This window comes from Amycolatopsis lexingtonensis (genome assembly GCF_014873755.1).
In the GTDB taxonomy this organism is placed as follows: domain Bacteria; phylum Actinomycetota; class Actinomycetes; order Mycobacteriales; family Pseudonocardiaceae; genus Amycolatopsis; species Amycolatopsis lexingtonensis.
The window spans coordinates 4818772-4840195 of sequence record NZ_JADBEG010000001.1; the positions used below are offsets into that span (position 1 = coordinate 4818772).

Annotated in this window: 19 protein-coding genes and 1 pseudogene; 8 read left to right on the top strand and 12 right to left on the bottom strand. The window is 71.5% G+C overall.

The window, feature by feature from the left end:
• The first annotated feature begins 3 nt into the window (after positions 1-3).
• Positions 4-795 carry an isocitrate lyase/PEP mutase family protein gene (locus tag H4696_RS21435; protein WP_086857925.1) on the top strand — a complete coding sequence of 264 codons (792 nt, stop codon included), beginning with the start codon at positions 4-6 and terminating at the stop codon, positions 793-795.
• On the opposite strand, the gene H4696_RS50255 is transcribed toward H4696_RS21435, so the two are convergent.
• Positions 792-968 (bottom strand): amidohydrolase family protein, encoded by a 177-nt coding sequence (locus H4696_RS50255; protein ID WP_211299641.1) that lies wholly within the window; start codon positions 966-968, stop codon positions 792-794. The two genes, H4696_RS21435 and H4696_RS50255, sit on opposite strands and share 4 nt — an antisense overlap.
• On the opposite strand from H4696_RS50255, the gene H4696_RS50260 reads away from it, so the two are divergent.
• Together H4696_RS50260 and H4696_RS21445 are read left to right on the top strand one after the other, a co-directional pair.
• Positions 967-1554, top strand: coding sequence for a hypothetical protein (locus H4696_RS50260; protein WP_211299640.1), 588 nt, complete (start codon positions 967-969; stop codon positions 1552-1554). The genes H4696_RS50255 and H4696_RS50260 overlap by 2 nt on opposite strands.
• Before the next feature lie 28 nt (positions 1555-1582).
• Positions 1583-1768 (top strand): annotated as a pseudogene (locus H4696_RS21445) (MerR family transcriptional regulator); the annotation flags it as partial.
• Between the two features lie 151 nt (positions 1769-1919).
• On the opposite strand, the gene H4696_RS21450 reads toward H4696_RS21445, so the two are convergent.
• The 3 genes from H4696_RS21450 to H4696_RS21460 form a co-directional block, all read right to left on the bottom strand.
• Positions 1920-4733 (bottom strand): vitamin B12-dependent ribonucleotide reductase, encoded by a 2814-nt coding sequence (locus H4696_RS21450; protein ID WP_086857924.1) that lies wholly within the window; start codon positions 4731-4733, stop codon positions 1920-1922.
• 31 nt (positions 4734-4764) lie between these two features.
• Complete coding sequence (gene nrdR / locus H4696_RS21455; RefSeq protein ID WP_086676168.1) at positions 4765-5259, bottom strand: transcriptional regulator NrdR; 495 nt, start codon at positions 5257-5259, stop codon at positions 4765-4767.
• A 504-nt stretch (positions 5260-5763) separates the two neighbouring features.
• Complete coding sequence (locus tag H4696_RS21460; RefSeq protein ID WP_086865565.1) at positions 5764-6222, bottom strand: LysM peptidoglycan-binding domain-containing protein; 459 nt, start codon at positions 6220-6222, stop codon at positions 5764-5766.
• A gap of 361 nt (positions 6223-6583) precedes the next feature.
• Between H4696_RS21460 and lexA the strand changes: the two genes are divergently transcribed.
• Positions 6584-7243, top strand: coding sequence for a transcriptional repressor LexA (gene lexA / locus H4696_RS21465; RefSeq protein ID WP_169735242.1), 660 nt, complete (start codon positions 6584-6586; stop codon positions 7241-7243).
• Between the two features lie 214 nt (positions 7244-7457).
• Here lexA and H4696_RS21470 read toward each other — a convergent pair whose 3' ends face one another.
• The 3 genes from H4696_RS21470 to H4696_RS21480 are packed head-to-tail and all read right to left on the bottom strand — an operon-like array spanning position 7458 to position 10519.
• Positions 7458-8471 (bottom strand): SdiA-regulated/phytase-like domain-containing protein, encoded by a 1014-nt coding sequence (locus H4696_RS21470; RefSeq protein WP_086865292.1) that lies wholly within the window; start codon positions 8469-8471, stop codon positions 7458-7460.
• Between the two features lie 53 nt (positions 8472-8524).
• Positions 8525-9973, bottom strand: a complete 1449-nt coding sequence (hflX, locus tag H4696_RS21475; RefSeq protein WP_086865293.1) for a GTPase HflX — start codon at positions 9971-9973, stop codon at positions 8525-8527.
• Positions 9974-10015: 42 nt separating this feature from the next.
• The gene (locus H4696_RS21480; protein WP_086865294.1) at positions 10016-10519 is read right to left on the bottom strand and encodes an ArsR/SmtB family transcription factor; all 504 of its coding nucleotides are present in this window, start codon (positions 10517-10519) and stop codon (positions 10016-10018) included.
• 63 nt (positions 10520-10582) lie between these two features.
• Between H4696_RS21480 and H4696_RS21485 the strand changes: the two genes are divergently transcribed.
• Positions 10583-11836 (top strand): MFS transporter, encoded by a 1254-nt coding sequence (locus H4696_RS21485; protein WP_086865295.1) that lies wholly within the window; start codon positions 10583-10585, stop codon positions 11834-11836.
• Between the two features lie 9 nt (positions 11837-11845).
• On the top strand, positions 11846-14359 hold the full coding sequence (valS, locus tag H4696_RS21490; protein WP_086865296.1) for a valine--tRNA ligase: 2514 nt from the start codon (positions 11846-11848) through the stop codon (positions 14357-14359).
• Between the two features lie 15 nt (positions 14360-14374).
• Here valS and dapF read toward each other — a convergent pair whose 3' ends face one another.
• Both dapF and miaA read right to left on the bottom strand, forming a co-directional pair.
• Positions 14375-15202, bottom strand: coding sequence for a diaminopimelate epimerase (gene dapF / locus H4696_RS21495; RefSeq protein ID WP_192782458.1), 828 nt, complete (start codon positions 15200-15202; stop codon positions 14375-14377).
• Positions 15203-15212: 10 nt separating this feature from the next.
• On the bottom strand, positions 15213-16124 hold the full coding sequence (miaA, locus tag H4696_RS21500) for a tRNA (adenosine(37)-N6)-dimethylallyltransferase MiaA (protein WP_192782459.1): 912 nt from the start codon (positions 16122-16124) through the stop codon (positions 15213-15215).
• A gap of 219 nt (positions 16125-16343) precedes the next feature.
• Between miaA and H4696_RS21505 the strand changes: the two genes are divergently transcribed.
• Both H4696_RS21505 and H4696_RS21510 read left to right on the top strand, forming a co-directional pair.
• Complete coding sequence (locus H4696_RS21505) at positions 16344-17657, top strand: DUF349 domain-containing protein (protein WP_086864430.1); 1314 nt, start codon at positions 16344-16346, stop codon at positions 17655-17657.
• Between the two features lie 147 nt (positions 17658-17804).
• On the top strand, positions 17805-18233 hold the full coding sequence (locus H4696_RS21510; protein ID WP_086864431.1) for a hypothetical protein: 429 nt from the start codon (positions 17805-17807) through the stop codon (positions 18231-18233).
• On the opposite strand, the gene H4696_RS21515 is transcribed toward H4696_RS21510, so the two are convergent.
• The 3 genes from H4696_RS21515 to H4696_RS21525 form a co-directional block, all read right to left on the bottom strand.
• Positions 18230-18703, bottom strand: coding sequence for an Rv2732c family membrane protein (locus H4696_RS21515; RefSeq protein ID WP_086864432.1), 474 nt, complete (start codon positions 18701-18703; stop codon positions 18230-18232). The two genes, H4696_RS21510 and H4696_RS21515, sit on opposite strands and share 4 nt — an antisense overlap.
• Positions 18700-20193, bottom strand: coding sequence for a tRNA (N6-isopentenyl adenosine(37)-C2)-methylthiotransferase MiaB (miaB, locus tag H4696_RS21520; RefSeq protein WP_086864433.1), 1494 nt, complete (start codon positions 20191-20193; stop codon positions 18700-18702). Before miaB ends, H4696_RS21515 begins: the two co-directional genes overlap by 4 nt.
• A gap of 106 nt (positions 20194-20299) precedes the next feature.
• Complete coding sequence (locus tag H4696_RS21525) at positions 20300-21424, bottom strand: FAD-dependent oxidoreductase (RefSeq protein WP_086864434.1); 1125 nt, start codon at positions 21422-21424, stop codon at positions 20300-20302.

A 21424-nucleotide genomic window follows, 5' to 3' on the forward strand; every position in this document is an offset into this window, starting at 1 on the left:
CCCATGACGAATCGAGCCGACCGGTTCCGCGCGCTGCACGAGGGGCCGGCGCCGTTGCTGCTGCCGAATCCGTGGGATGCCGGGACCGCCCGGATCCTGGCCGGGCTCGGCTTCGACGCGCTGGCCACGACCAGTCTCGGTGTGGCCAACGTCGTGGGGCGGGCCCGCGCCAGCCGGGCGGAGATCCTGGCCAACGTCCGGGAGATCGCCGAGGCGACGCCGCTGCCGGTGAACGCCGATCTCGAAAACGGGTTCGCCGACGATCCGGTCGAGGCCGCGAAGATGATCGAGGAGGCCGCCGAGGCGGGTGCGGCCGGGGTGTCCATCGAGGACCACACCGGGGACCTCGGCAAGCCGATCTACGAGTTCGGGCTCGCGGTCGACCGCGTGCGGGCCGCGGTCGAGGTGGCGCGGGCGCGGTCGGTGGTGCTCACCGCGCGGTGCGAGAACCTGTGGCTGGGCATCGACGACCTCGACGACACCATCAAGCGCCTGCAGGCGTTCGAGGAAGCGGGTGCGGACGTGCTGTACGCGCCGGGCCTGCGGACGCTCGACCAGATGCGGGCCGTGGTGTCGTCGGTGGGCAAGCCGGTCAACGTCGTGATGGGCTTCGCGGACCCGTCGATCACGCTGGAGCAACTGGCCGGGATCGGCGTCCGGCGGGTCAGCATCGGCGCGGCGCTGTCCCGGCTCGCGCTCAAGTCCTTCGTGGACGGTGCACGGGAGATGAAGGCGGGCCGGTTCGGGTTCGTCGGGGATCTGCCGCCGATTTCCGAGGTGCAGCAATACTTCTAGAGACCCAGCAGCTCCGTGAGCGTGCCGCCGAGGACGCGGTCGCGCAGCGCGCCGGGCCGGGTCACGCGTTCGACGGTGGCGCGGGCGAGAACCGGGTCGCCGTACGGGGCGTCCGAGCCGAACAGCGTGCGCTCCGGGACTTCGTGGATCGCCAGCCGCACCGCGAAGATCATGTTCGCGGTCGACAGCTCCAGGTACAGGCTGGGCGTTTCGCGGGCGAGCTCGATGGCGGTGAGCCCAGTTGAGCCCGCCCAGCTGGCTGACCACGAGCGGAACGCGGGGGTACCGCCGCGCGAGCCCGGCCAGCGTCACCAGGTCCGCGGCGGTGGTCGGGGCGAACCCGTGCACGTAGACCGGCAGCCCGCCGTGGTCGGTGGCCGCCCGCAGCACCGGCTCGACGGCGGCCGCTCCCCCGGGCGGCGGGGTCAGCTCGCCGATGCCGTGGAACCCGAGCGCGACCAAGTGCTCGACGTCGGCGGCCGGCTCGGCCAGGTCGGGCTTGCCGAAACCGAGGAACCGGTGCGGGTGGGCGGTCACAGCGGCCTCGAGCTCCCGCCGCAGCGAGGCGTAATCGGTGGCGCGTTCGGGGTGCGGCCGGGTGCCGAACAGCACGGCCCGGTCCACCCCGGCCTCGTCGAGCAGGGCGAGGTGGTCGCGCACCGGGTCGTGGACGTGGCTGTGCGCATCGATGATCAACGCTGCTCCCTGGGCTCCGGGCGGCGCCGGAATGCGGCCGCCGGGACCAGTGTTGAACGTTGACACCGTGGCAAGGTCAAGGGGAAAGACGATGCTGATCGGACAGCTGGCGGAGCGCACCGGCACCAGCGAGCGCCTGCTCCGGTACTACGAAGCAGCCGGCCTGCTGACGTCCACCCGTCAGGCCAACGACTACCGCGCCTACGACCCCGCCGCCGAGCGGCGGGTACGGCAGATCCGGGCGTTGCTGGCCGCGGGGTTGCCGACGAAGGTGATCAAGCTGGTCCTGCCGTGCGCGCTCGAGGACGGCTCCCTGCGGCCGTGCCCGGGCGTACTCGACCGGCTCCGGACGCAGCTCGCCCGGCTCGACCATCGCGATGGCCGAACAGGCCGGGTGACGGGACGCGCGCGTCCCGTCACCCGGGCCGTCAGCTACAACCCGAAGTCGCGCCGCAGCCTTCGCAGGCGTAGCACGAGCCCGCCGGGCGCATCTTCGTGCCGCACGTCATGCACAGCGGGGCGTCCGCCGCCTTGCCGAGGCGGAGCTCCATCAGCTCCGTCGTCGTCTGGGCTTCTCGGTGCGGGTGCTCGGTTTCCTCCGCGTGCGGCTCCGGCGAGGAGTCCACTGTGGAGCGCAGGACGTCGAGGTCGACGTTCGGGGTGCCGTAGCTCGCCTCGACCTCCGCCGAGCGCTCGTCCGCCGACAGGATGCCCAGCTGCGAACGCTTTTCGTACGGCAGGTAGTCCAGCGCCAGGCGGCGGAACAGGTAGTCCATCACGCTCGTCGCGATGCGGATGTCCGGGTCGTCGGTCATGCCCGCCGGCTCGAAGCGCAGGTTCGAGAACTTCGAGACGTAGAACTCGAGCGGGATGCCGTGCTGCAGGCCGACCGAAATCGACATCGAGAACGCGTCCATCACGCCCGCCAGGGTCGAGCCCTGCTTGCCGAGCTTGACGAAGATCTCGCCGAGGCCGTCGTCCGGGTACGAACCCGCCGTCAGGTAGCCCTCCGCGCCGCCGACCGTGAACGACACCGTCTGGCTCGGGCGCTTCTTCGGCAGGCGCTTGCGGACCGGGCGGTACTCGACGACCTTCTCCGGTTCGGCCGCCGCCGACTCCTTCTTCGCCGTCGACAGCGGCTGGCCGACCTTGCAGTTGTCGCGGTAGATCGCGAGGGCCTTGAGGCCGAGCTTCCAGCCCTGGAAGTAGATCTCCTCGACCTCTTCGACGGTCGCCGACTCCGGCATGTTGACCGTCTTCGAGATCGCGCCCGACAGGAACGGCTGCACCGCGGCCATCATCCGGACATGGCCCATCGGGGCGATCGAACGCTCGCCGACCGCGCAGTCGAACACCTCGTAGTGCTCCGGGCGCAGGCCCGGCGCGTCGACGACGTGGCCGTTCTGCGCCACGTACTCGACGATCGCCTCGACCTGCTCGTCCTGGTAGCCGAGCGCGGTCAGCGCGCGTGGCACCGTCTGGTTGACGATCTGCATCGAGCCGCCGCCGACGAGCTTCTTGAACTTGACCAGCGAGAAGTCCGGCTCGATGCCGGTCGTGTCGCAGTCCATCATGAAGCCGATGGTGCCGGTGGGCGCGAGCACGGAAGCCTGCGCGTTGCGCCAGCCGTGCTTCGTGCCGATGTCGATGCCCTTCTTCCACTCCTGCGTCGCCAGCGCGCGGACCGCGGCGTCGTTCGAGTGGTAGGTGCGGACGAGCTCGTTCGCCGCCGCGTGCTTGCGCATCACGCGCTGGTGCGACTCGGCGTTGCGGGCGTAGCCCTCGTACGCGCCGACGACCTGGGCCATCTCCGCCGAGCGGCGGTAGGACACGCCGGTCATCAGCGACGTGATCGCCGCCGCGAGCGCGCGGCCGCCGTCGGAGTCGTACGCGTGGCCCAGCGCCATCAGCAGCGCGCCGAGGTTCGCGTAGCCGATGCCGAGCTGGCGGAACTTCCGCGTGGTGTCGGCGATCGGCTCGGTCGGGAAGTCCGCGAAGCAGATCGAGATGTCCATCGCCGTGATGACGAACTCGACGGCGCGCGCGAACAGCGGCGCGTCGAACGTGCCCTCCGGCGTGACGAACTTGAGCAGGTTCAGCGACGCCAGGTTGCAGCTCGAGTTGTCGAGGTGCATGTACTCGCTGCACGGGTTCGACGCGGTGATCCGGCCCGACTCCGGGCAGGTGTGCCAGTCGTTGATCGTGCCGTCGTACTGGATGCCGGGGTCGGCGCACTCCCACGCGGCCTGGGCGACGCCGCGGAACAGCTTCTTCGCGTCGGTCCGCTCGATGACCTCGCCGGTCAGGCGGGCGCGCAGGCCGAAGTCGGTGCCGTTCTCGACCGCCTGCATGAACTCGTCCGACACGCGGACCGAGTTGTTCGCGTTCTGGTACTGCACCGAAGAGATGTCCGCGCCGGAGAGGTCCATGTCGAACCCGGCGTCGCGGAGGACCTTGATCTTCTCCTCTTCGCGCGCCTTCGTCTGGACGAACTCCTCGATGTCCGGGTGGTCGATGTCGAGCACGACCATCTTCGCCGCGCGCCGGGTCGCGCCGCCGGACTTGATGGTGCCCGCGGACGCGTCGGCGCCGCGCATGAACGAGACCGGGCCGGACGCGGTGCCGCCGGAGGTGAGCAGTTCCTTCGAGGAGCGGATGCGGGAGAGGTTCAGCCCGGCGCCGGATCCGCCCTTGAAGATCAGGCCCTCTTCGCGGTACCAGTTGAGGATCGACTCCATCGTGTCGTCGACGGCGAGGATGAAGCAGGCGCTGACCTGCTGCTTCGACGACGTGCCGACGTTGAACCAGACCGGGGAGTTGAAGCTGAAGACCTGGTGCAGCAGCATCCAGGTGAGTTCGTGCTCGAAGATCTCGAGGTCCTGCGGCGTGGCGAAGTAACCGTGGTCGCGCGCGGCCTTGACGTAGGTCTTCACGACCCGGTCGATGAGCTGCTTGAGGCTGCGCTCGCGCTGCGGGCTGCCGACTGCGCCGCGGAAGTACTTGCTGGTGACGATGTTGGTGGCGTTGACCGACCAGAACTCGGGGAACTCCACGCCGCGCTGCTCGAAGTTGACCGAGCCGTCGCGCCAGTTCGTCATCACGACGTCGCGCTGTTCCCAGGTCACCTGGTCATAGGGGTGCTGCCCCTCGGTGGTGAAGACGCGCTTCACGCTCAGCCCGCCGGCCGCCTTGCTCTTCTTGCCGGCGGCCGCGCCGGCCCCGGTTCCCACGGTTTCGGTCATCGGTCGAACCCTCACTCCCGCAGCGGGACGGTCAATCGCCGTCTTCGCGCTGATCGCTCTCCTCCGGAGCAGCAGAACCCGCCATGGCCTCACGTAGATCGGCGATCTCCTTCTCGAAGTCCTCGACCGACGAGAAGGAGCGGTAGACGCTGGCGAACCGGAGGTAGGCGACCCCGTCGAGCTCACGCAGCGGGCCCAGGATGGCCAGGCCGACCTCGTGACTCGGGATCTCCGCCAGACCGGCGGAGCGGATCGACTCCTCCACGCGCTGCGCGAGCTGCTGCAGCGCGTCGTCGTCGACCGGCCTGCCCTGGCAGGCGCGGCGGACGCCGCTCACCACCTTGTCCCGGCTGAACTGTTCGGTGACCCCGGACCGCTTGACGACGGCGAGCACCATCGTCTCCGAAGTCGTGAACCGCCGTCCGCACGACGCGCACGAGCGCCGCCTGCGGATCGCCTGGCCTTCATCCACCTCTCGGGAGTCGACGACCCGAGAGTCCGCATGCCGGCAGAACGGGCACCTCATCCGCCGATCACCTTCCCCTCTTCGCTCGCCGCCCCGGTCGACGTCCCCCCGGCCACCACGCGTGGCCGTGCCGCGACCGCCCGGTACCCCTGCACCTGGTGATCGACTTGTGGACATCCGGTGGGTAAAAGACGGCCAGCTGTGGACAACTGCTGCCCAGTCTACCCCAACCTGTGGACCAACTACAGCGGTGTAACTACTACATATAGCGGGCGAGCGTAGAACTCGGGGCGGGCGGGCGCAAGCCGCGCGGGCGTGTCGGCCCCAGCCGGGTGAGACGTCCCGCGGCCGCGGGCGCGAACCTCGTCGCGGCGCCTCCCGTCGCGAGTGGACTCAAGCAGGCGGGGCCCGTTTCACCGGCGCGGCAAGCCGTCGCGGCGGCACCCGATCGGCCCCGCCGGCGATTTCACCGGGCCGGGTGAAATCCCGGCCGGCGCCGGCGCAAGCCGATAACGGCGTTTCGCAACCACCTCGACTCGGCATCCCCGGAGAAGGGAGACGGCATCACGGGACATCGGCGACCGGGACGGTGAGGGGCAGCCCGGGCACCAGGACGGCCCGGTCCAGGCGGTTCAGCTCCTTGATCTGGGCGACGACCGCGCCCGGCTCGCTCTCCGGAGCGAAGCGCGCGGCCAGCGAAGACAGCGTGTCGCCCGGCTCGACCGACACCGTCGCGGTCCGCTCCGGCACCGGGGCACCCGAAGGACCGCCGCCCAGCAGGCCGAGGCCGGCGACCACCAGGCAGCTCGCGACGGCGAGCGCGACGAGCCACGGCCACCGCACCGGCACCCGCCGCGGCGCCGCGCAGGACGAGCCGGCCGGGCGGCGGCCCGCGACGACCCGGGCGCGGGTCGGCGGGCGGTCCACCTCGCCGCGGCGCCCGCGCAGCACGCGGACGGGCCGGGGTGGCGCCGGGACCGGGGTCGCCGGGCGGGCGTGCCCGCGTTCGGCCAGAATGGACATCCGAACCTCCTCGAAACCCTGGTGTCCGCCCGTTTCCGGAGCCGGGACCGGCCCGCGGATCAAGGTCGAACAAGCGTTCTATCGAACGCCCGTGCGAAGGTCTACCACCTACCACCGACAAAATCGAGCGGACACGGCGTGTCGATCGAACAGATGTTTGAAATCGTCGTGCCCGGGGGCTAACGTCGGTGACCAGGGCATCTGCCGGGCAGGTGCCGCCCGGCGAGGCTGCCCGCACCCGGCGGGCGGCGGCCGGCGCGCAGATACGTGCAGCGAACGTCTGGGAGGCGACGCAGTGGCGAAGGAGAACAAAGCGGGCAGGACCAGTGGGTCCCCCGGTGGCTCGGGCAAGGTGCACGCCATGCCCGAGGTGTACGACGTGGACGAGACCCTCACCGTCCGCCAGCAGCAGGTCCTCGACGTGATCCGCTCGTGGGTGAGCCGGTTCGGCTACCCGCCGAGCGTCCGCGAGATCGGGGAAGCGGTCGGGCTGACGTCGACGTCGTCGGTCTCCCACCAGCTGCGCGCCCTGCAGCGCAAGGGTTACCTGCGCCGGGACGCGAACCGCCCGCGCGCGGTCGGCGTCCTCTCGGCGACCGACGACAACCCCATGGGCATCGAGATGGACCAGCAGCCGGTCATGCCGAAGGCGGCGTACGTGCCGCTGGTCGGCCGGATCGCCGCCGGTGGACCGGTGCTGGCCGAGCAGGCCATCGAGGACGTCTTCCCGCTGCCGCGGGAGATCGTCGGCGAGGGCGAGCTGTTCCTGCTGAAGGTCACCGGTGACTCGATGATCGACGCCGCCATCACCGACGGCGACTGGGTCGTGGTCCGCCAGCAGCCGGACGCGGACAACGGCGAGATCGTCGCGGCGATGATCGACGGCGAGGCCACGGTCAAGACGTTCAAGCGCAAGAACGGCCACATCTGGCTGATGCCGCACAACGAGGCGTACGAGCCGATCCCCGGCGACGACGCGACGGTGCTCGGCAAGGTCGTGGCGGTCCTGCGCCGCCTCTGACGAGTCGGCTGGGGCGCAGTGTGTCCGCGGAAAGCGCGGACCACGGCCGATCGTCAGGTGTCTTCTGGGGGTGCAACCCCCAGACCCCGCCCGGGGGCGAGCCCCCGGACCCCCGCCTTGGTCGCCTTGGCGCGAGAGCCCAAGGTTCGCACCGCCGAGGCGGGTGCTGGAGGTTCACCGGATCGGATGATCTTCGGCCGTGGGGAGCCGAAAGTCAGCGGCGAGAACGGCGACGCAGTTTGCTGAAGCCGAACCAGCCGACGCCGACCACCGCGAGCGTGATCCCGGCAGCGGGCAGGACGGGGAGCCCGGCCCCGTCCCCCGACGAGCCGGACGACGCGCTGGTGCCGGTCGAGGTCGTCCCCTCCGCCGGTGCGCCGGACTGCGCGGCCAGAGCCGCCGCGCCCCGCACCGTGCGGAGGGGCTGGCCCACGCCTTCGCTGCCCGAGACCAGGGTGCCGTCGGGATCGAAGGCGATCGCCTCGCCCTGCTTCTCCCCCGGCAACGGGATCCGGACCGGGGTGCGCTGCAACGCGGCCAGGAGATCGCCGTCCGGAACCGCGTACACGTAAGCGTCCGTGTAGGTCCGCAGCGCGACGACACTGCCGTCGGCCATCGAAGCGCCGCCGGTGACCAGCACCGAGCCGATCGAGCCGACCGGTCCGCCCTGGGTGTCCGTCGTCTCGATCTTCAGCGAGCCGACCTTCTCCAGGTTGGTCGGGCCCGGGCTCGCCATCGGCCCCGAGGGCCGGTACACGCGAGCCTCGCCCAGGATGTCCTTGGTGATCAGGTACGGCGTCCCCGACTTGTCCATCAGCAGCGCTTCGGTGTCGTGCTGGCCGTCGGGGTAGGTGAGGCGGTGCAGCGTCACCTTGCCCTCGGGGCTCATCTCCAGCAGGGCGACCGTCAGCCGCCCCTTCTGGTTGTCGCCGGTGTCCGAGAGCCACAGGCGCCCGTCGGACGTGCGGGCCAGGTCCTCGACGTCGAACGGGTCGGTCTTGTCCGTGAGGACCTTCTGGACCTTGCAGTCCCGCCCGAGCACGAACACCTGGACCTTGGTGCCGCCGTCGTTGATCGCGTAGAACTTCGAGCCGTCGGAGACCAGGCCGGACAGCTCGCCGATGCGCGAATCCTTCATCGTGCACAACGGCTGCGGCGTCTCGGCCGCCGAAGCGGGTACCGCCCCGCCGAACACGGCCAAAAAGACCAACGCGACAACCCAGCGCACGCAGCCACCTCCGTAGTGTGCGACCCCAGCGGATCGCACACTACGGAGACGTCTCAGGCCCTGGTCGAGTTGGTCTCGAACTCGCGCAAAGCCGCCGCGAGGTCCGGCCGGACCCGCACCAGCAGGCGCGTGCCGTCTTCGGCGTGTTCCTCTTCGAGGACTTCGCCGTCCGCGTGCGCCCGCGCGACGAGCTCGCCGCGCGCGTAGGGCACGAGGACCTCGACGGTGACCTCCGGCCGCGGCAGGCGGTCGGCGAGCACCTCGACGAGCTCCGCGATGCCCGCCCCGGTCCGCGCCGAGACCTGGACCGAGCCGGCCAGCGCGTGCCGCAGCCGGGCGAGGCTGACCTCGTCGGACGCGTCGATCTTGTTGATCACCAGCAGCTCCGGCGGGAGCGGCTCCTTGCGCTTGCGGGTGATCTCGCCGAGCACCTCGCGCACGGCGCTGACCTGCTCCTCCGGCGCCGGGTCGGACCCGTCCACCACGTGCAGCAGCAGGTCCGCGTCCGCGGCCTCCTCCAGCGTCGAGCGGAACGCGTCCACCAGCTGGTGCGGCAGGTGCCGCACGAAGCCGACGGTGTCGGTCAGCGTGTAGCCACGGCCGTCCGCAGTCTGCGCGCGGCGCGTGGTCGGGTCGAGGGTGGCGAACAGCGCGTCCTCCACCAGCACCCCGGCCCCGGTCAGCGCGTTGAGCAGGCTCGACTTGCCGGCGTTGGTGTAGCCGACGATCGCCACGCTGGGCACCTCGTTGGCCAGCCGCCGCCCGCGCTTCGTCTCGCGGATGGTGTCCATGGCGGCGATCTCGCGACGCAGCTTCGCCACGCGCTTGTTGATCCGCCGCCGGTCGGTCTCGAGCTTGGTCTCACCGGGACCGCGCAGGCCCACGCCGCCGTTCGCGCCACCGGCGCGGCCACCGGCCTGCCGGGACAGCGACGCACCCCACCCGCGCAGCCGCGGGATCAGGTACTGCAGCTGGGCCAGCTCGACCTGCGCCTTGCCCTCCTTGGACCGGGCGTGCTGGGCGAAGATGTCGAGGATCAGGGCGGTCCGGTCGATGACCTTGACCTTGACCTTCTCCTCGAGCTGCCGCAGCTGGCCCGGCGAGAGCTCGCCGTCGCAGATCACGGTGTCGGCGCCGGTCGAGCCGACGATGTCCCGCAGCTCCTTGACCTTGCCCGACCCGATGTAGGTGGCCGGGTCCGGCTTCGGCCGCCGCTGGATGAGGCCTTCGAGGACCTCCGAGCCCGCCGTCTCGGCCAGGCGCGCCAGCTCGGCCAGCGACGCCTCGGACTGCAGGGCCGTGCCCTCGGTCCACACGCCGACCAGCACGACGCGTTCCAGCCGCAGTTGCCGGTACTCGACTTCGGTGACGTCCTCGAGCTCCGTGGACAGTCCCCTGACCCGGCGGAGCGACGCCCGGTCCTCGAGCTCCATCTCACCCGTCGACGGGTCGCCGTCGTACAGGTCGTCGTCGTGGTCTTCGGTGTGTGTCAGTTCTGTCATCGTGCCTCCATGTTCCCACGTTTCGCCGCGGGAACCGAACTTTTACGTGCTGGGATAGGTGGCGAGGTAGACCGCGGTGCGCTCGGCGCCGGGACGACGGGGGCGCGCGCGGAACTCCTCGAGCAGGGCGTTGAGCCGCGTTTCCAGCTCCGCCCGCTCCTCGGGGGCCACCTGGACGACCAGGCGCGACTGGTGCACGCCCTCGAATCCGGTTTCGGCGATCTCGGCCAGATAGGCCTCGAGAACCGCCTGCTCCACGTCCTTGTCACCGCATGAGTCGAGTGTCCACGAAAGCCCGGTCGAAAGATACGGGATTTCCTTGGCGCCCCGGGCTCCGCGACGCGGCGGCTGCGCGGCGAGGAAACCGGTTTCGACGAGCTTGCGCACGTGGTGCAGCGTCGTCGCCGGGTCCCGGCCCAGCCGCTCGGCGAGCTCCTTGTTCGTCAGCGCCTCCGAGAAGGTCAACCGGATGATGCGCAGCCGTATTCCGGAGGCCAGCGCGGCGGCCTCGGCTTCGGTGGCGGTACGTCGTTTCGCGGGGAGCACCGGTACAGCCTAGGGCGAACAGTGATTGACAGTTTCCAATCACTCCCGGCAGACTCGGGAGCCATGCACCGGGGGTCACTCTTCCGCCACGCCGACTTCAGACGGCTCTTCGCCGGCGACACGGCCAGCCAGTTCGGCGTGTTCGTCGGGAACACCGCCGTCCCGCTGCTCGCGGCGGTCACGCTCGCCGCGACGCCGTTCGAGATGGGCCTGCTCACCGCGGCCGAGACGCTCGCCTTCCTGCTCATCGGGCTGCCCGCGGGCGTGTGGGTCGACCGGATGCGCCGCCGCCGGGTCATGCTCACCGCCGACTTCACGCGGGCGGCGCTGCTGCTGAGCGTGCCGGTCGCCTGGTGGGCGGGGGTGCTGACGCTCGCCCAGCTGCTCGTCGTCGTGTTGTTCGTCGGCATCGCGACGGTGTTCTTCGACATCGCCTACCAGTCGTACCTGCCCTCGCTCGTCGGCCGGGAGCACCTCCTCGAGGGCAACGCCAAGCTGCAGGCCGTCCAGTCGACCGCGCAGATCGCCGGGCCGAGCGCGGCCGGTGTCCTGGTCCAGCTCATCAGCGCGGCGAACACCGTGCTGATCACCAGCCTCGGCTTCCTGACGTCGGCGCTGTGCCTGCTGCGCATCCGTACGCGGGAACCGGCGCCGGAGCGCGACGGCCACGCCCGGCTGCTCCCACAGATCGCCGAGGGACTGCGGTTCGTCTTCTCCGACAAGCCGCTGCGCGCGATCGTGGGCACGACGGCGACGGCCAACTTCTTCGGCGGCGCGTTCGCCGCCGTGCAGGTGCTGTTCCTGACGCGGACCGTCGGTCTGCCGCCGGCCGCGGTCGGCGTGCTGCTGGCGGTCGGCGGCGCGGGCGGCATCCTCGGCGCGCTCTGCTCGGCCGCGGTCACCCGGCGGCTCGGCCAGGCGCGGGCGATCTGGCTGGTCCCGCTGTTCACCTGGCCCGGTCACCTGCTGATCCCGCTCGCCGCACCGGACTGGCGGCTCGCTCTCGCCGGGTTCGGCCTCGTCGCCGGCGGGTTCGGGATCATCGTCTACAACGTCGCGCAGGTTTCGTACCGGCAGGCCATCTGCCCGGACCGGCTGCTGGGCCGGATGAACGCGAGCGTGCGGTTCGTCGTCTGGGGCACGCTGCCGCTCGGCGGGCTGCTCGGCGGCGCGCTCGGCGAAGGACTGGGGCTGCGCGGCGCGCTCTGGGTGGCGGTCGCCGGCGAGGTCGCCTCGGCGCTGTGGGTCGTCTGCTCGCCGCTGCGGCGCATGCGCGACCTGCCGACCGAAGCGAAAAGCGGTTCCGCCGCCACCTAGAGTTGGTTCATGAATACTCCATACGAGCGCCCGCGAGTCCCGGACAAGGTCGGTGTCGACGGTCTGGAGGCCAAGTGGGTACCCGTATGGGAGTCCACCGGCGCCTACCGCTTCGACCGCACGAAGACCCGCGAAGAGGTCTACTCGATCGACACTCCCCCGCCGACGGTCAGCGGGTCGCTGCACATCGGGCACGTCTTCTCCTTCACCCAAACCGACGTGCTGGCGCGGTTCAAGCGGATGCGCGGGTTCGAGGTGTTCTACCCGATGGGGTGGGACGACAACGGCCTGCCGACCGAACGCCGGGTGCAGAACCACTTCGGCGTCCGCTGCGAGCCTTCGCTGCCCTACGACCCGGATTTCCGGCCGCCGGAGAAGCCGGGCAAGGACGTCGTCGCGGTGTCGCGGCGGAACTTCGTCGAGCTGTGCGAAAAGCTGACCGAGACCGACGAAAAGGTCTTCGAACAGCTGTGGCGGCAGCTCGGGCTGTCGGTCGACTGGACGATGACCTACCAGACGATCGGGCACGACTCGCGGCTGATCTCGCAGCGCGCGTTCCTGCGCAACCTCGAGCGCGGCGAGGCGTACCAGGCCGAAGCACCGACGCTCTGGGACGTGTCGTTCCGCACCGCCGTCGCCCAGGCCGAACTGGAGGACCGCGAACGCCGGGGTGCCTTCCACGACCTCGCGTTCACCGGGCCGGACGGCGCCGACGTCGTGATCGCGACGACCCGGCCGGAGCTGCTGCCCGCGTGCGTCGCGCTGGTGGCGCACCCGGACGACGAGCGGTTCGAGCCGTTGTTCGGGAAGACCGTGCGGACGCCGGTGTTCGGCGTCGAGGTGCCCGTGGTGGCGCACCACCTCGCCGATCCTGAAAAGGGGCGCGGCATCGCGATGGTGTGCACCTTCGGCGACACCACGGACGTCACGTGGTGGCGCGAGCTGCGGCTGGCCACGCGGGTGGTGCTGGGCCGGGACGGGCGGTTCCTGCCGGACGCGCCGGCCGGCGTGCCCGCCGAGGCGTACGCGCCGCTCGTGGGCAAGACCGTCCACACGGGACGCGAGATCATGGTCCGGCTGCTGCGCGAAGCCGGTGCGCTGCGCGGTGAGCCGCGGCCGATCACGCACGCGGTGAAGTTCTACGAAAAGGGCGACAAGCCACTGGAAATCGTCGCGAGCCGGCAGTGGTACCTGCGCAACGGCGGCAACGACTCCGCCTTCCGGGAGAAGATGCTGGCCCGCGGCGAGGAACTGAACTGGGTGCCGAAACACATGCGCGTCCGGTACTCGTCGTGGGTGGAAAACCTCGCCGGGGACTGGCTGGTCAGCCGCCAGCGGTTCTTCGGCGTGCCGATCCCGCTGTGGTACCGGCTCGACGCGCACGGCGAGCCGGACTACGACGCCCGCCTGCTGCCGGAAGACCTGCCGGTCGACCCGAGCAGCGACGTCCCGCCCGGGTTCACCGAGGACCAGCGCGGCGTGCCCGGCGGGTTCGTCGCCGAAGCCGACGTGATGGACACGTGGGCGACGTCGTCGCTGACGCCGCAGATCGTCGGCCGGTGGAGCGTCGACGACGACCTGTTTTCGCGCGTGTTCCCGATGGACCTGCGGCCGCAGGCCCACGAGATCATCCGCACCTGGCTGTTTTCGACGGCGGTGCGCGCGGAGCTGGAGCACGGCGTGCTGCCGTGGCGGGCGGCGTCGATCGCGGGCTGGGTGCTCGACCCCGACCGCAAGAAGATGTCGAAGTCCAAGGGCAACGTGACGATCCCGGTGGACCTGCTGGAGCGGTTCGGCTCGGACGCCGTGCGGTACTGGGCGTCGAGCGCGCGCCCGGGCGTCGACACGGCGGTGGACGAAGGCCAGATGAAGGTCGGCCGCCGCCTGGCGACGAAGCTGCTGAACGCGAGCCGGTTCGTATTGGGCCTCGGCGTGCCGTCGCCGGACGCGGTGGCCACCGAACCCCTGGACCGGGCGCTGCTGGCGGCACTGGCCGTCGTCGTCGAGCAGGCGACCGCGGCGCTGGAGGCGCTGGACTACGCGCGGGCGCTGCAGGTGACGGAGACGTTCTTCTGGACGTTCTGCGACGACTACGTCGAGCTGGTGAAGGGCCGCGCGTACGGCGACCTCGGCCCGGCCGAAGCAGCTTCGGCGCAGGCGGCGCTGGTGACGGCGTTGTCGGCGGTGCTGCGGCTGTTCGCGCCGTTCCTGCCGTTCGCGGCGGAGGAGGTGTGGTCGTGGTGGCAGGAGGGCTCGGTGCACCGGGCTTCGTGGCCTGCCCTCGAGCCGGTCGACGGTGACCCGGAGCTGCTCACCCTGGCCGGCGAGGTGATCGCGGCGGTGCGGCGGGCGAAGACGGACGCGAAGGTGTCTATGCGCACCGCCGTCGAGACGCTGACCGTGACGGGACCGGCCGAGCTGCTGGCCCGGTTCGCGGACATCCAGGCGGACATCCGCGTCGCGGGTGCGATCACTGCGGTGGAGACGCGCGAAGGCGAGTTCGCGGTGGAAGCGAAGATCTGACGCCGGGGGCCGCCGTCAGGAACCGGCGGCGGCCCACCAGGCTTCGTCGATCTCGCCGCGGGCCACGATCTCCGCCGGGCCCGACAGCGTCGACGCGCCGCGCGACACCGTCACCTCCACCCGGCCGCCCGGGATGTCCACTGTGGACGAACCCGTGTCGGTCCCGGCCAGGTGGAACGCGGCCGCGACCGCGGCGACCGTGCCGGTGCCGCACGCGCGCGTCTCCCCCACGCCGCGTTCGTGCACCCGCATCCGCAGGGCGCCTTCGCCGAGGCGGTTGACGAACTCGAGGTTCACGCCGTGGGGGAAGAAGTCGTGGTCGAAGTCGGGCTGGTCGCGCAGGTCGAGGTCCGCGACGTCGTCGTCGAGCACCGACACCAGGTGCGGGTTGCCGACGTTCACCGCGACGCCCGAGAACGGGCGGCCGGCCACCACCGTGACCGAGGTGCCGGTGATCGTCGCCGGCCCCATCTGGACGGTCACCGACCGGTCCGGGTGCACCACCAGGGGGCGGTCGCCGGCGCGGGTGCCGATGACGAACTCGCCCTCGGCCGCCAGGCCCGCTTCGACGAGGTAGCGCGCGAAGACGCGCGTGCCGTTGCCGCACATCTCCGCGATCGAGCCGTCGGCGTTGCGGTAGTCCATGAACCACTCGCCCGCGGACGGCTCGTCGAGCGCGGCGGCGCGGACGACGCGCAGCACGCCGTCGGCCCCGAGGCCGCGGCGGCGGTCGCACAGCGCGGCGACCCTCGCTTCGGTCAGCTCGAGGCGGCCCGCCGGATCGGGGAGCAGCACGAAGTCGTTCTGCGTGCCGTGCCCCTTGAGGAACTCGATTCCGCCCATAGGGGCAAGATTACCGGCCCAGGGTATCCAGGACGCGCGCGGCCAGCCCGGGATCGGCGCCACCGAACCAGTGGATCCGCTGGTCGCGCCGGAACCAGGAACGTTGCTTCCGGACGAAGCGCCGCGTCGCCTGCGCGGTCGCCGCGGCGGCCGCTTCGAAGTCGCCGTCCCCGTCCAGTTCGGCGAGCACCTGCTGGTAGCCGAGCGCCCGCGCCGCCGTCTTGCCTTCGCGCAGGCCGCGCTTCTCGAGCTCGCGCACTTCGTCGACGAGCCCGGCCTCGAACATCCGCCGGACGCGCTCGTTCACCCGCTCGTCGAGCTCCTCCGGCTCCCGGTCGACGCCGATCAGGACCGTGCCGTAGCGGGCGGGCCCGGGCTTGGGCAGGTTCGCCGAGAACGGCTCGCCGGTGATCTCGATGACTTCGAGGGCGCGCACGATCCGCCGGGTGTTCGTCGGCAGGATCGCCGCCGCGGCGGCCGGATCGCGTTCACCCAGCCGGGTGTACAACGCGGGGGTGCCGAGCTGCTCCGCTTCCGCGTCCAGCCGGGCCCGAACCGCCGGGTCGGTGCCCGGGAACCGCAGGTCGTCGAGCACGGCCTGGACGTACAGGCCGGACCCGCCGGTCAGCACCGGCACCCGGCCGGCGGCCAGGAGCCGCTCGATCTCGGCGCGCGCGTGGCGCTGGTAGGCGGCGACCGACGCCGTCTCGGTCACGTCCAGCACGTCGAGCAGGTGGTGCGGGACGCCGCGGCGCTCGGCTTCGGTGGCTTTCGCGGTGCCGATGTCCATGCCGCGGTAGAGCTGCAGCGCGTCGGCGTTGACGACTTCGCCGCCGAGTTCGAGGGCCAGCTCCACGGCGAGCGCGGTCTTGCCGGTGGCCGTCGGCCCGACCACCGCGACCGGGACGATCTGGCTGTTCACGGCGGCTGACGATACCGGCGGCCCGACACGGAGCGTCCACCGGAAGTAGGATCACGAGCTTCGAGTGGCTCATCCAGTACCACGGTGCGCGCTGAGCTGCTTGAATGCCGCGTGGGGGCCGTAGCATCCGAGCACGGCCCGTGACGACCGCATTACCCGGCCCCGCTTACGCGGCGGGGCGCCCGCGCGAGCGGGCGTACAGGCGATAAGGAGCCTGCGATGGCCCAGGAGAACACTTCCACCGGTACCCCGGCCCCGCACCCGGTGCCGCACGCGCTGCACGCCGGGCACGCCGCCCCGCCCGTGCCGCCCGCCGAGCCCACGCCCGCCACCTGGGGCCGGATCGACGACGAGGGGACCGTTTACGTCATCACCGCCGAGGGTGAACGCGCGGTCGGCGTCTGGCAGGCCGGGAGCCCGGACGAGGGCCTGGTGCACTACGCCCGCCGCTTCGACGACGTGCGCACCGAGGTCGAGCTGCTGGAGACCCGGCTGATCTCCGGGGCCGGCGACCCGAAGCACGCGCTGTCGAGCGCCACCCAGATCCGGGACGGCCTGGCCGAGTCCGCCGTGGTCGGCGACCTGGCCGCGCTCGCCGCGCGCCTCGAGTACGTCATCGCGCACGCCGAGAAGGCACTGGCCAGCGCGAAGGCGGAACGCGAAGAGGCACGGGCCGCCGCGGTCGCGCGCAAGCAGGAACTGGCCGAGGAGGCCGAGAAGATCGCCGCCGAATCCACCCAGTGGAAGGCGGCGGGCGACCGGCTGCGCTCGATCCTGGACGAGTGGAAGACGGTCAAGGGCGTCGACCGCAAGACCGACGACGAGCTGTGGAAGCGGTTCTCGAAAGCCCGCGAGGCGTTCAACCGCCGCCGCGGCTCGCACTTCGCCGAGCTCGACAAGCAGCGCGCGTCGGCCAAGCAGCGCAAGGAAGAACTCATCGCCGAGGCCGAGGCCATCAGCGAGTCCGAGGACTGGGGCGAGACCGCCGGCCGCTACAAGGACCTGATGACCGAGTGGAAGGCGGCCGGCCGGGCGCCGAAGGACAGCGACGAGGCGCTGTGGCAGCGCTTCCGCGCGGCGCAGGACAAGTTCTTCGCCCGCCGCTCGGCGGTGTTCTCCGAGCGCGATGCCGAGTTCTCCCAGAACGCGGCCCGCAAGGAAGAACTCCTCATCGAGGCCGAGAAGATCGACGCGGCGGCCAACCTGGAAGCGGCGAAGGGCGCGCTGCGCAAGATCCAGGAGCAGTGGGACGAGATCGGCAAGGTCCCGCGCGAGCGCATCCGCGAGCTCGACGGCCGGCTGAAGGCGGTCCAGGACGCGGTGAAGGCGGCGGAGGACACCCGCTGGCGCCGCACGGACCCGGAGGCCCAGGCCCGCGCGGCGCAGTTCCGCGAGCGCGTCGAGCAGTTCGAGTCCCAGGCCGCCAAGGCCCGCGCCGCGGGTGACGAGCGCCGGGCGAAGAAGGCCGACGAGCAGGCCGCGCAGTGGCGTGAATGGCTGCAGGCCGCGGAAGCCGCGATCGCCGACCGCTGAGGCACCCGAGCCGAAGGCCCCCTCGCTCCGGTGAGGGGGCCTTCGTCGGTAATCGGAGGGTTAACGCGTCACCCGAAGCGGTGTGACCGGCTGCACGGCCAGGTGGCTTAGGGCGCTTTCCGCGTCCGGCGGTGCTCCACTTCGATCATGAGCAAGCCATCGAACTTCGTGTCCGCACTGGTCGTCGCCTGCACCGTCGCGCTCGCCGCCCCGACCGTCGCGCTGGCGGCGACCGGGCCCGCGCCGGCCGCGGTCCAGGGCAAGAAGCACAAGGCCAAGGTCGAGGCCAAGGTCGAAAAGAACCGCGTCAAGGTCGGCGAAGAGACGAAGATCAAGGGCTCGTTCGCCGATCTAGGCGGACTGGAGAGCGTCGCCGGGGGCGAGCCGGTGATCGTCCAGCAGCTGCAGGCCGGCGTCTGGGTGAACCTCAGCACCTCGACCTGCCGGCCGAACGGCGGTTTCGTGTTCAGCCTGAGCTTCAGCGTCCGGGCCACCCTGACGCTGCGCGTCTACCACCCGGAGACCGAGCTCTACGTCAGCGCGGTCTCCAGCGTGATCGGCCTGGTGGTGATCTAGGCGCGGGAGAACGCCGTGCGCATCCACTGCACGGCCAGGCAGATCATCGCGAGCCAGGCGATGATCAAGCCGATCCCGGGTCCGCCGCCCGCGGCCCCGCTGGCGTGCGACGACTGCTGCGACCAGATGGCCAGCAGCCCGTCCACCGAAGCGAACCAGCCGCCGGCGGCGCACACCCAGGCCAGCCACCACCGGCGCGTCACCAGCGCCACCGCCGAGGCGAGGATGCCGACGCCGGTCGACGTCGCCGCGAACAGCTGCGGGATGCCGCCGCCCTCGCCGGCCAGCACCTGCCAGCCCGCGTGCTCGCCGACCCACGGCAGAAGCAGGCAGACCAGCAGCACGAACGAGAACACGGCGATGGTGAACCCGCGCCGGCCCAGCTCCACCGTGCGGGACGCGTGCTCGCCCGCTTCGTCGATCTCGGCGGCCAGTTCGGCCAGGTCACCGTTGCCCTGGGGCTCGGTCACAGCGCACACCCACTCACCGGTTCGGGCCGGGCGGCCGGGGCACCGAAGCCCGGCAGGCCCAGCGTGACACCGCTCGTCTTCGGCCGCAGCCCGGCCTCCGCGTTGTCGCCGGCGCGGGTCCGCCGGTGCGACAGCAGGTCGCCGTCCGCGACCAGGTGGTGCGGCGCGCCGTAGGTGACGACCGTCTCGACGACGTCACCCGGGCGCACCGAGCGGTCGACGCGGTCACCGGCCGGCGTGAAGTGCACCAGCCGTCCGTCGCGGGCGCGGCCGCTCATCCGGTGCGTCTCGGCGTCCTTGCGCCCCTCGCCCGCGGCGACGAGCAGCTCGACCTTGCGGCCGACGATCTTCTTGTTCTCTTCCCACGAGATCGCGTTCTGCAGCTCCACCAGGCGTTCGTAGCGCTCCTGCACGACGGCCTTGGGCAGCTGGCCGTCCATCGTGGCGGCCGGCGTGCCGGGGCGCTTCGAGTACTGGAAGGTGAACGCGCTGGAGAACCGCGCCTGCTCGACGACGTCCAGCGTGGCCTGGAAGTCCTCCTCGGTCTCCCCGGGGAAGCCGACGATGATGTCGGTGGTGATCGCGGCGTCCGGCATGGCCGCGCGGACCTCGTCGAGGATCTTCAGGAAGCGCGCCGAGCGGTAGGACCGCTTCATCTCGCGCAGCACCCGGTCCGACCCGGACTGCAGCGGCATGTGCAGCTGGTGGCAGACGTTCGGGGTCTCGGCCATGGCGTCGATCACGTCCGAGGTGAACGCGGCGGGGTGCGGCGAGGTGAAGCGCACGCGCTCCAGCCCGTCGATGCCGCCGGCCGCGCGCAGCAGCTTCCCGAACGCGAGCCGGTCGCCGAACTCGACGCCGTACGAGTTGACGTTCTGCCCGAGCAGGGTGACTTCGAGCACGCCCTCGGCGACGAGCGCCTCGACCTCGGCGAGGATCTCGCCGGGCCGGCGGTCGCGCTCCTTGCCGCGCAGGGCGGGCACGATGCAGAAGGTGCAGGTGTTGTTGCACCCCACCGAAACGGACACCCAGCTCGCGTAGGACGACTCGCGGCGCGCGGGCAGCGTGGAGGGGAAGGTCTCGAGGGATTCGAGGATCTCGACCTCGGCCTCGGCGTTGTGCCGGGCGCGCTCGAGCAGCGTCGGCAGCGACCCGATGTTGTGCGTCCCGAAGACGACGTCCACCCAGGGCGCGCGCTTGACGATCTCCCCGCGGTCCTTCTGCGCCAGGCACCCCCCGACGGCAATCTGCAGGTCCGGGTTGGCGACCTTGTCCGGCCGCAGGTGCCCGAGGGTGCCGTACAGCTTGTTGTCCGCGTTCTCCCGCACGGCGCAGGTGTTGAACACGATCAAGTCGGGCTTGGCCCCGTCCGCGACGGGCGCGTACCCGGCGTCTTCGAGCTGGCCGGCGAGCCGCTCGGAGTCGTGCACGTTCATCTGGCAGCCGAAGGTGCGGATCTGGTACGCCCTGGGTGCCTGGTTCTCGGTCATCGCCCACCAGGGTAGACCTGCCCCCACCTGCGTCTTGGCTTCCCCTCCCGGGTCCGGCCGTCGCCGACTTCCCGGCCGACGACCACTGGGCGTTCTTCCCGAAGCCCTACCGCGTGCTGACCTCCGGCTGAGCCAGCAGGGCGACCATGCCGTGCGGCGCGTCGGCGCCGAACATGACTTCGTAGATGTCTTCGTCCGCGGCCTCGGCGGCCGCGCGTTCGACCATGCGCCGCTCGTACTCCGCGAGCGCGGTCTCGACGTCGTCCCGGTGCGCGGCAAGGGTTTCCCCGAGTTCGGCGCCGTCCAGCATGGCCAGGTTGGCGCCTTCGCCGTTCGGGGGCAGGAGGTGGGCGGCGTCGCCGAGCAGGGTCACCCCCGGCACGCGCTGCCAGCGGTGCCCGGCCGGGAGCGTGTGGAGACGGCGCAGCACCGGCGGGGTGTCGCTCGCGGTGATCAGCGCGGTGAGCTCGGGGGCCCAGCCGTCGAATTCCCCGGCGACGCGCGCGGTCACCGCGGCGGGATCGAGGCCGGCGAGCCAGTCCTCGGGCTTCCGCAGCTGCGCGTACGTGTGCAGGGTCCCGCCGCTCTCCCGGTGGGCGAGGATCCCCTGGCCCGGCGCGAGCGCGAACAGCGATCCGGCGCCGACCGCGGCCGCGGCGGCCGGGTGGCGGGTGTCGGCGTCGAAGAGGAACGTCTCGACGACCGAAATCCCGACGTACCGGGGAGTGGCGGCCGACAGCAGCGACCGCACCCGTGACCACGCGCCGTCCGCGCCGACCAGCAGGCTCGTGGTGACACGGGAGCCGTCGGCGAAGCCCACCTCGTGCCGGCCGCCACCGAGCGCCCGGACGCCGACGGCCTTGTGCCCCCACCGGACGGCGTCCGGCGGCAGCGCGTCGAGCAGCAACTGTCGCAGGTCGCCGCGCTGCACCTCGGGCCGCTCGCCGGTGCCGTCGTCGGGCCGGTCGAGCAGCACGGTGCCCGCCCGGTCGAGGACCCGGTAGGACTCGCGGCCGGGCAGGACGAGCGCGCGGAACCCCTCGGTCAAACCCGCGGCTTCGAGCGCGCGCTGCCCGTTCCACGGGTGGATGTCGAGCATCCCGCCCTGACGGCGGGCGGCCGGCGAGGGCTCCGCTTCGTGGACCGTTACGGGAATGCCGTGCCGGTGCAGCACGTTGGCCAGCACGAGACCGCCCAGGCCCGCTCCGATGATCGTGACTTCTTCGCGCAT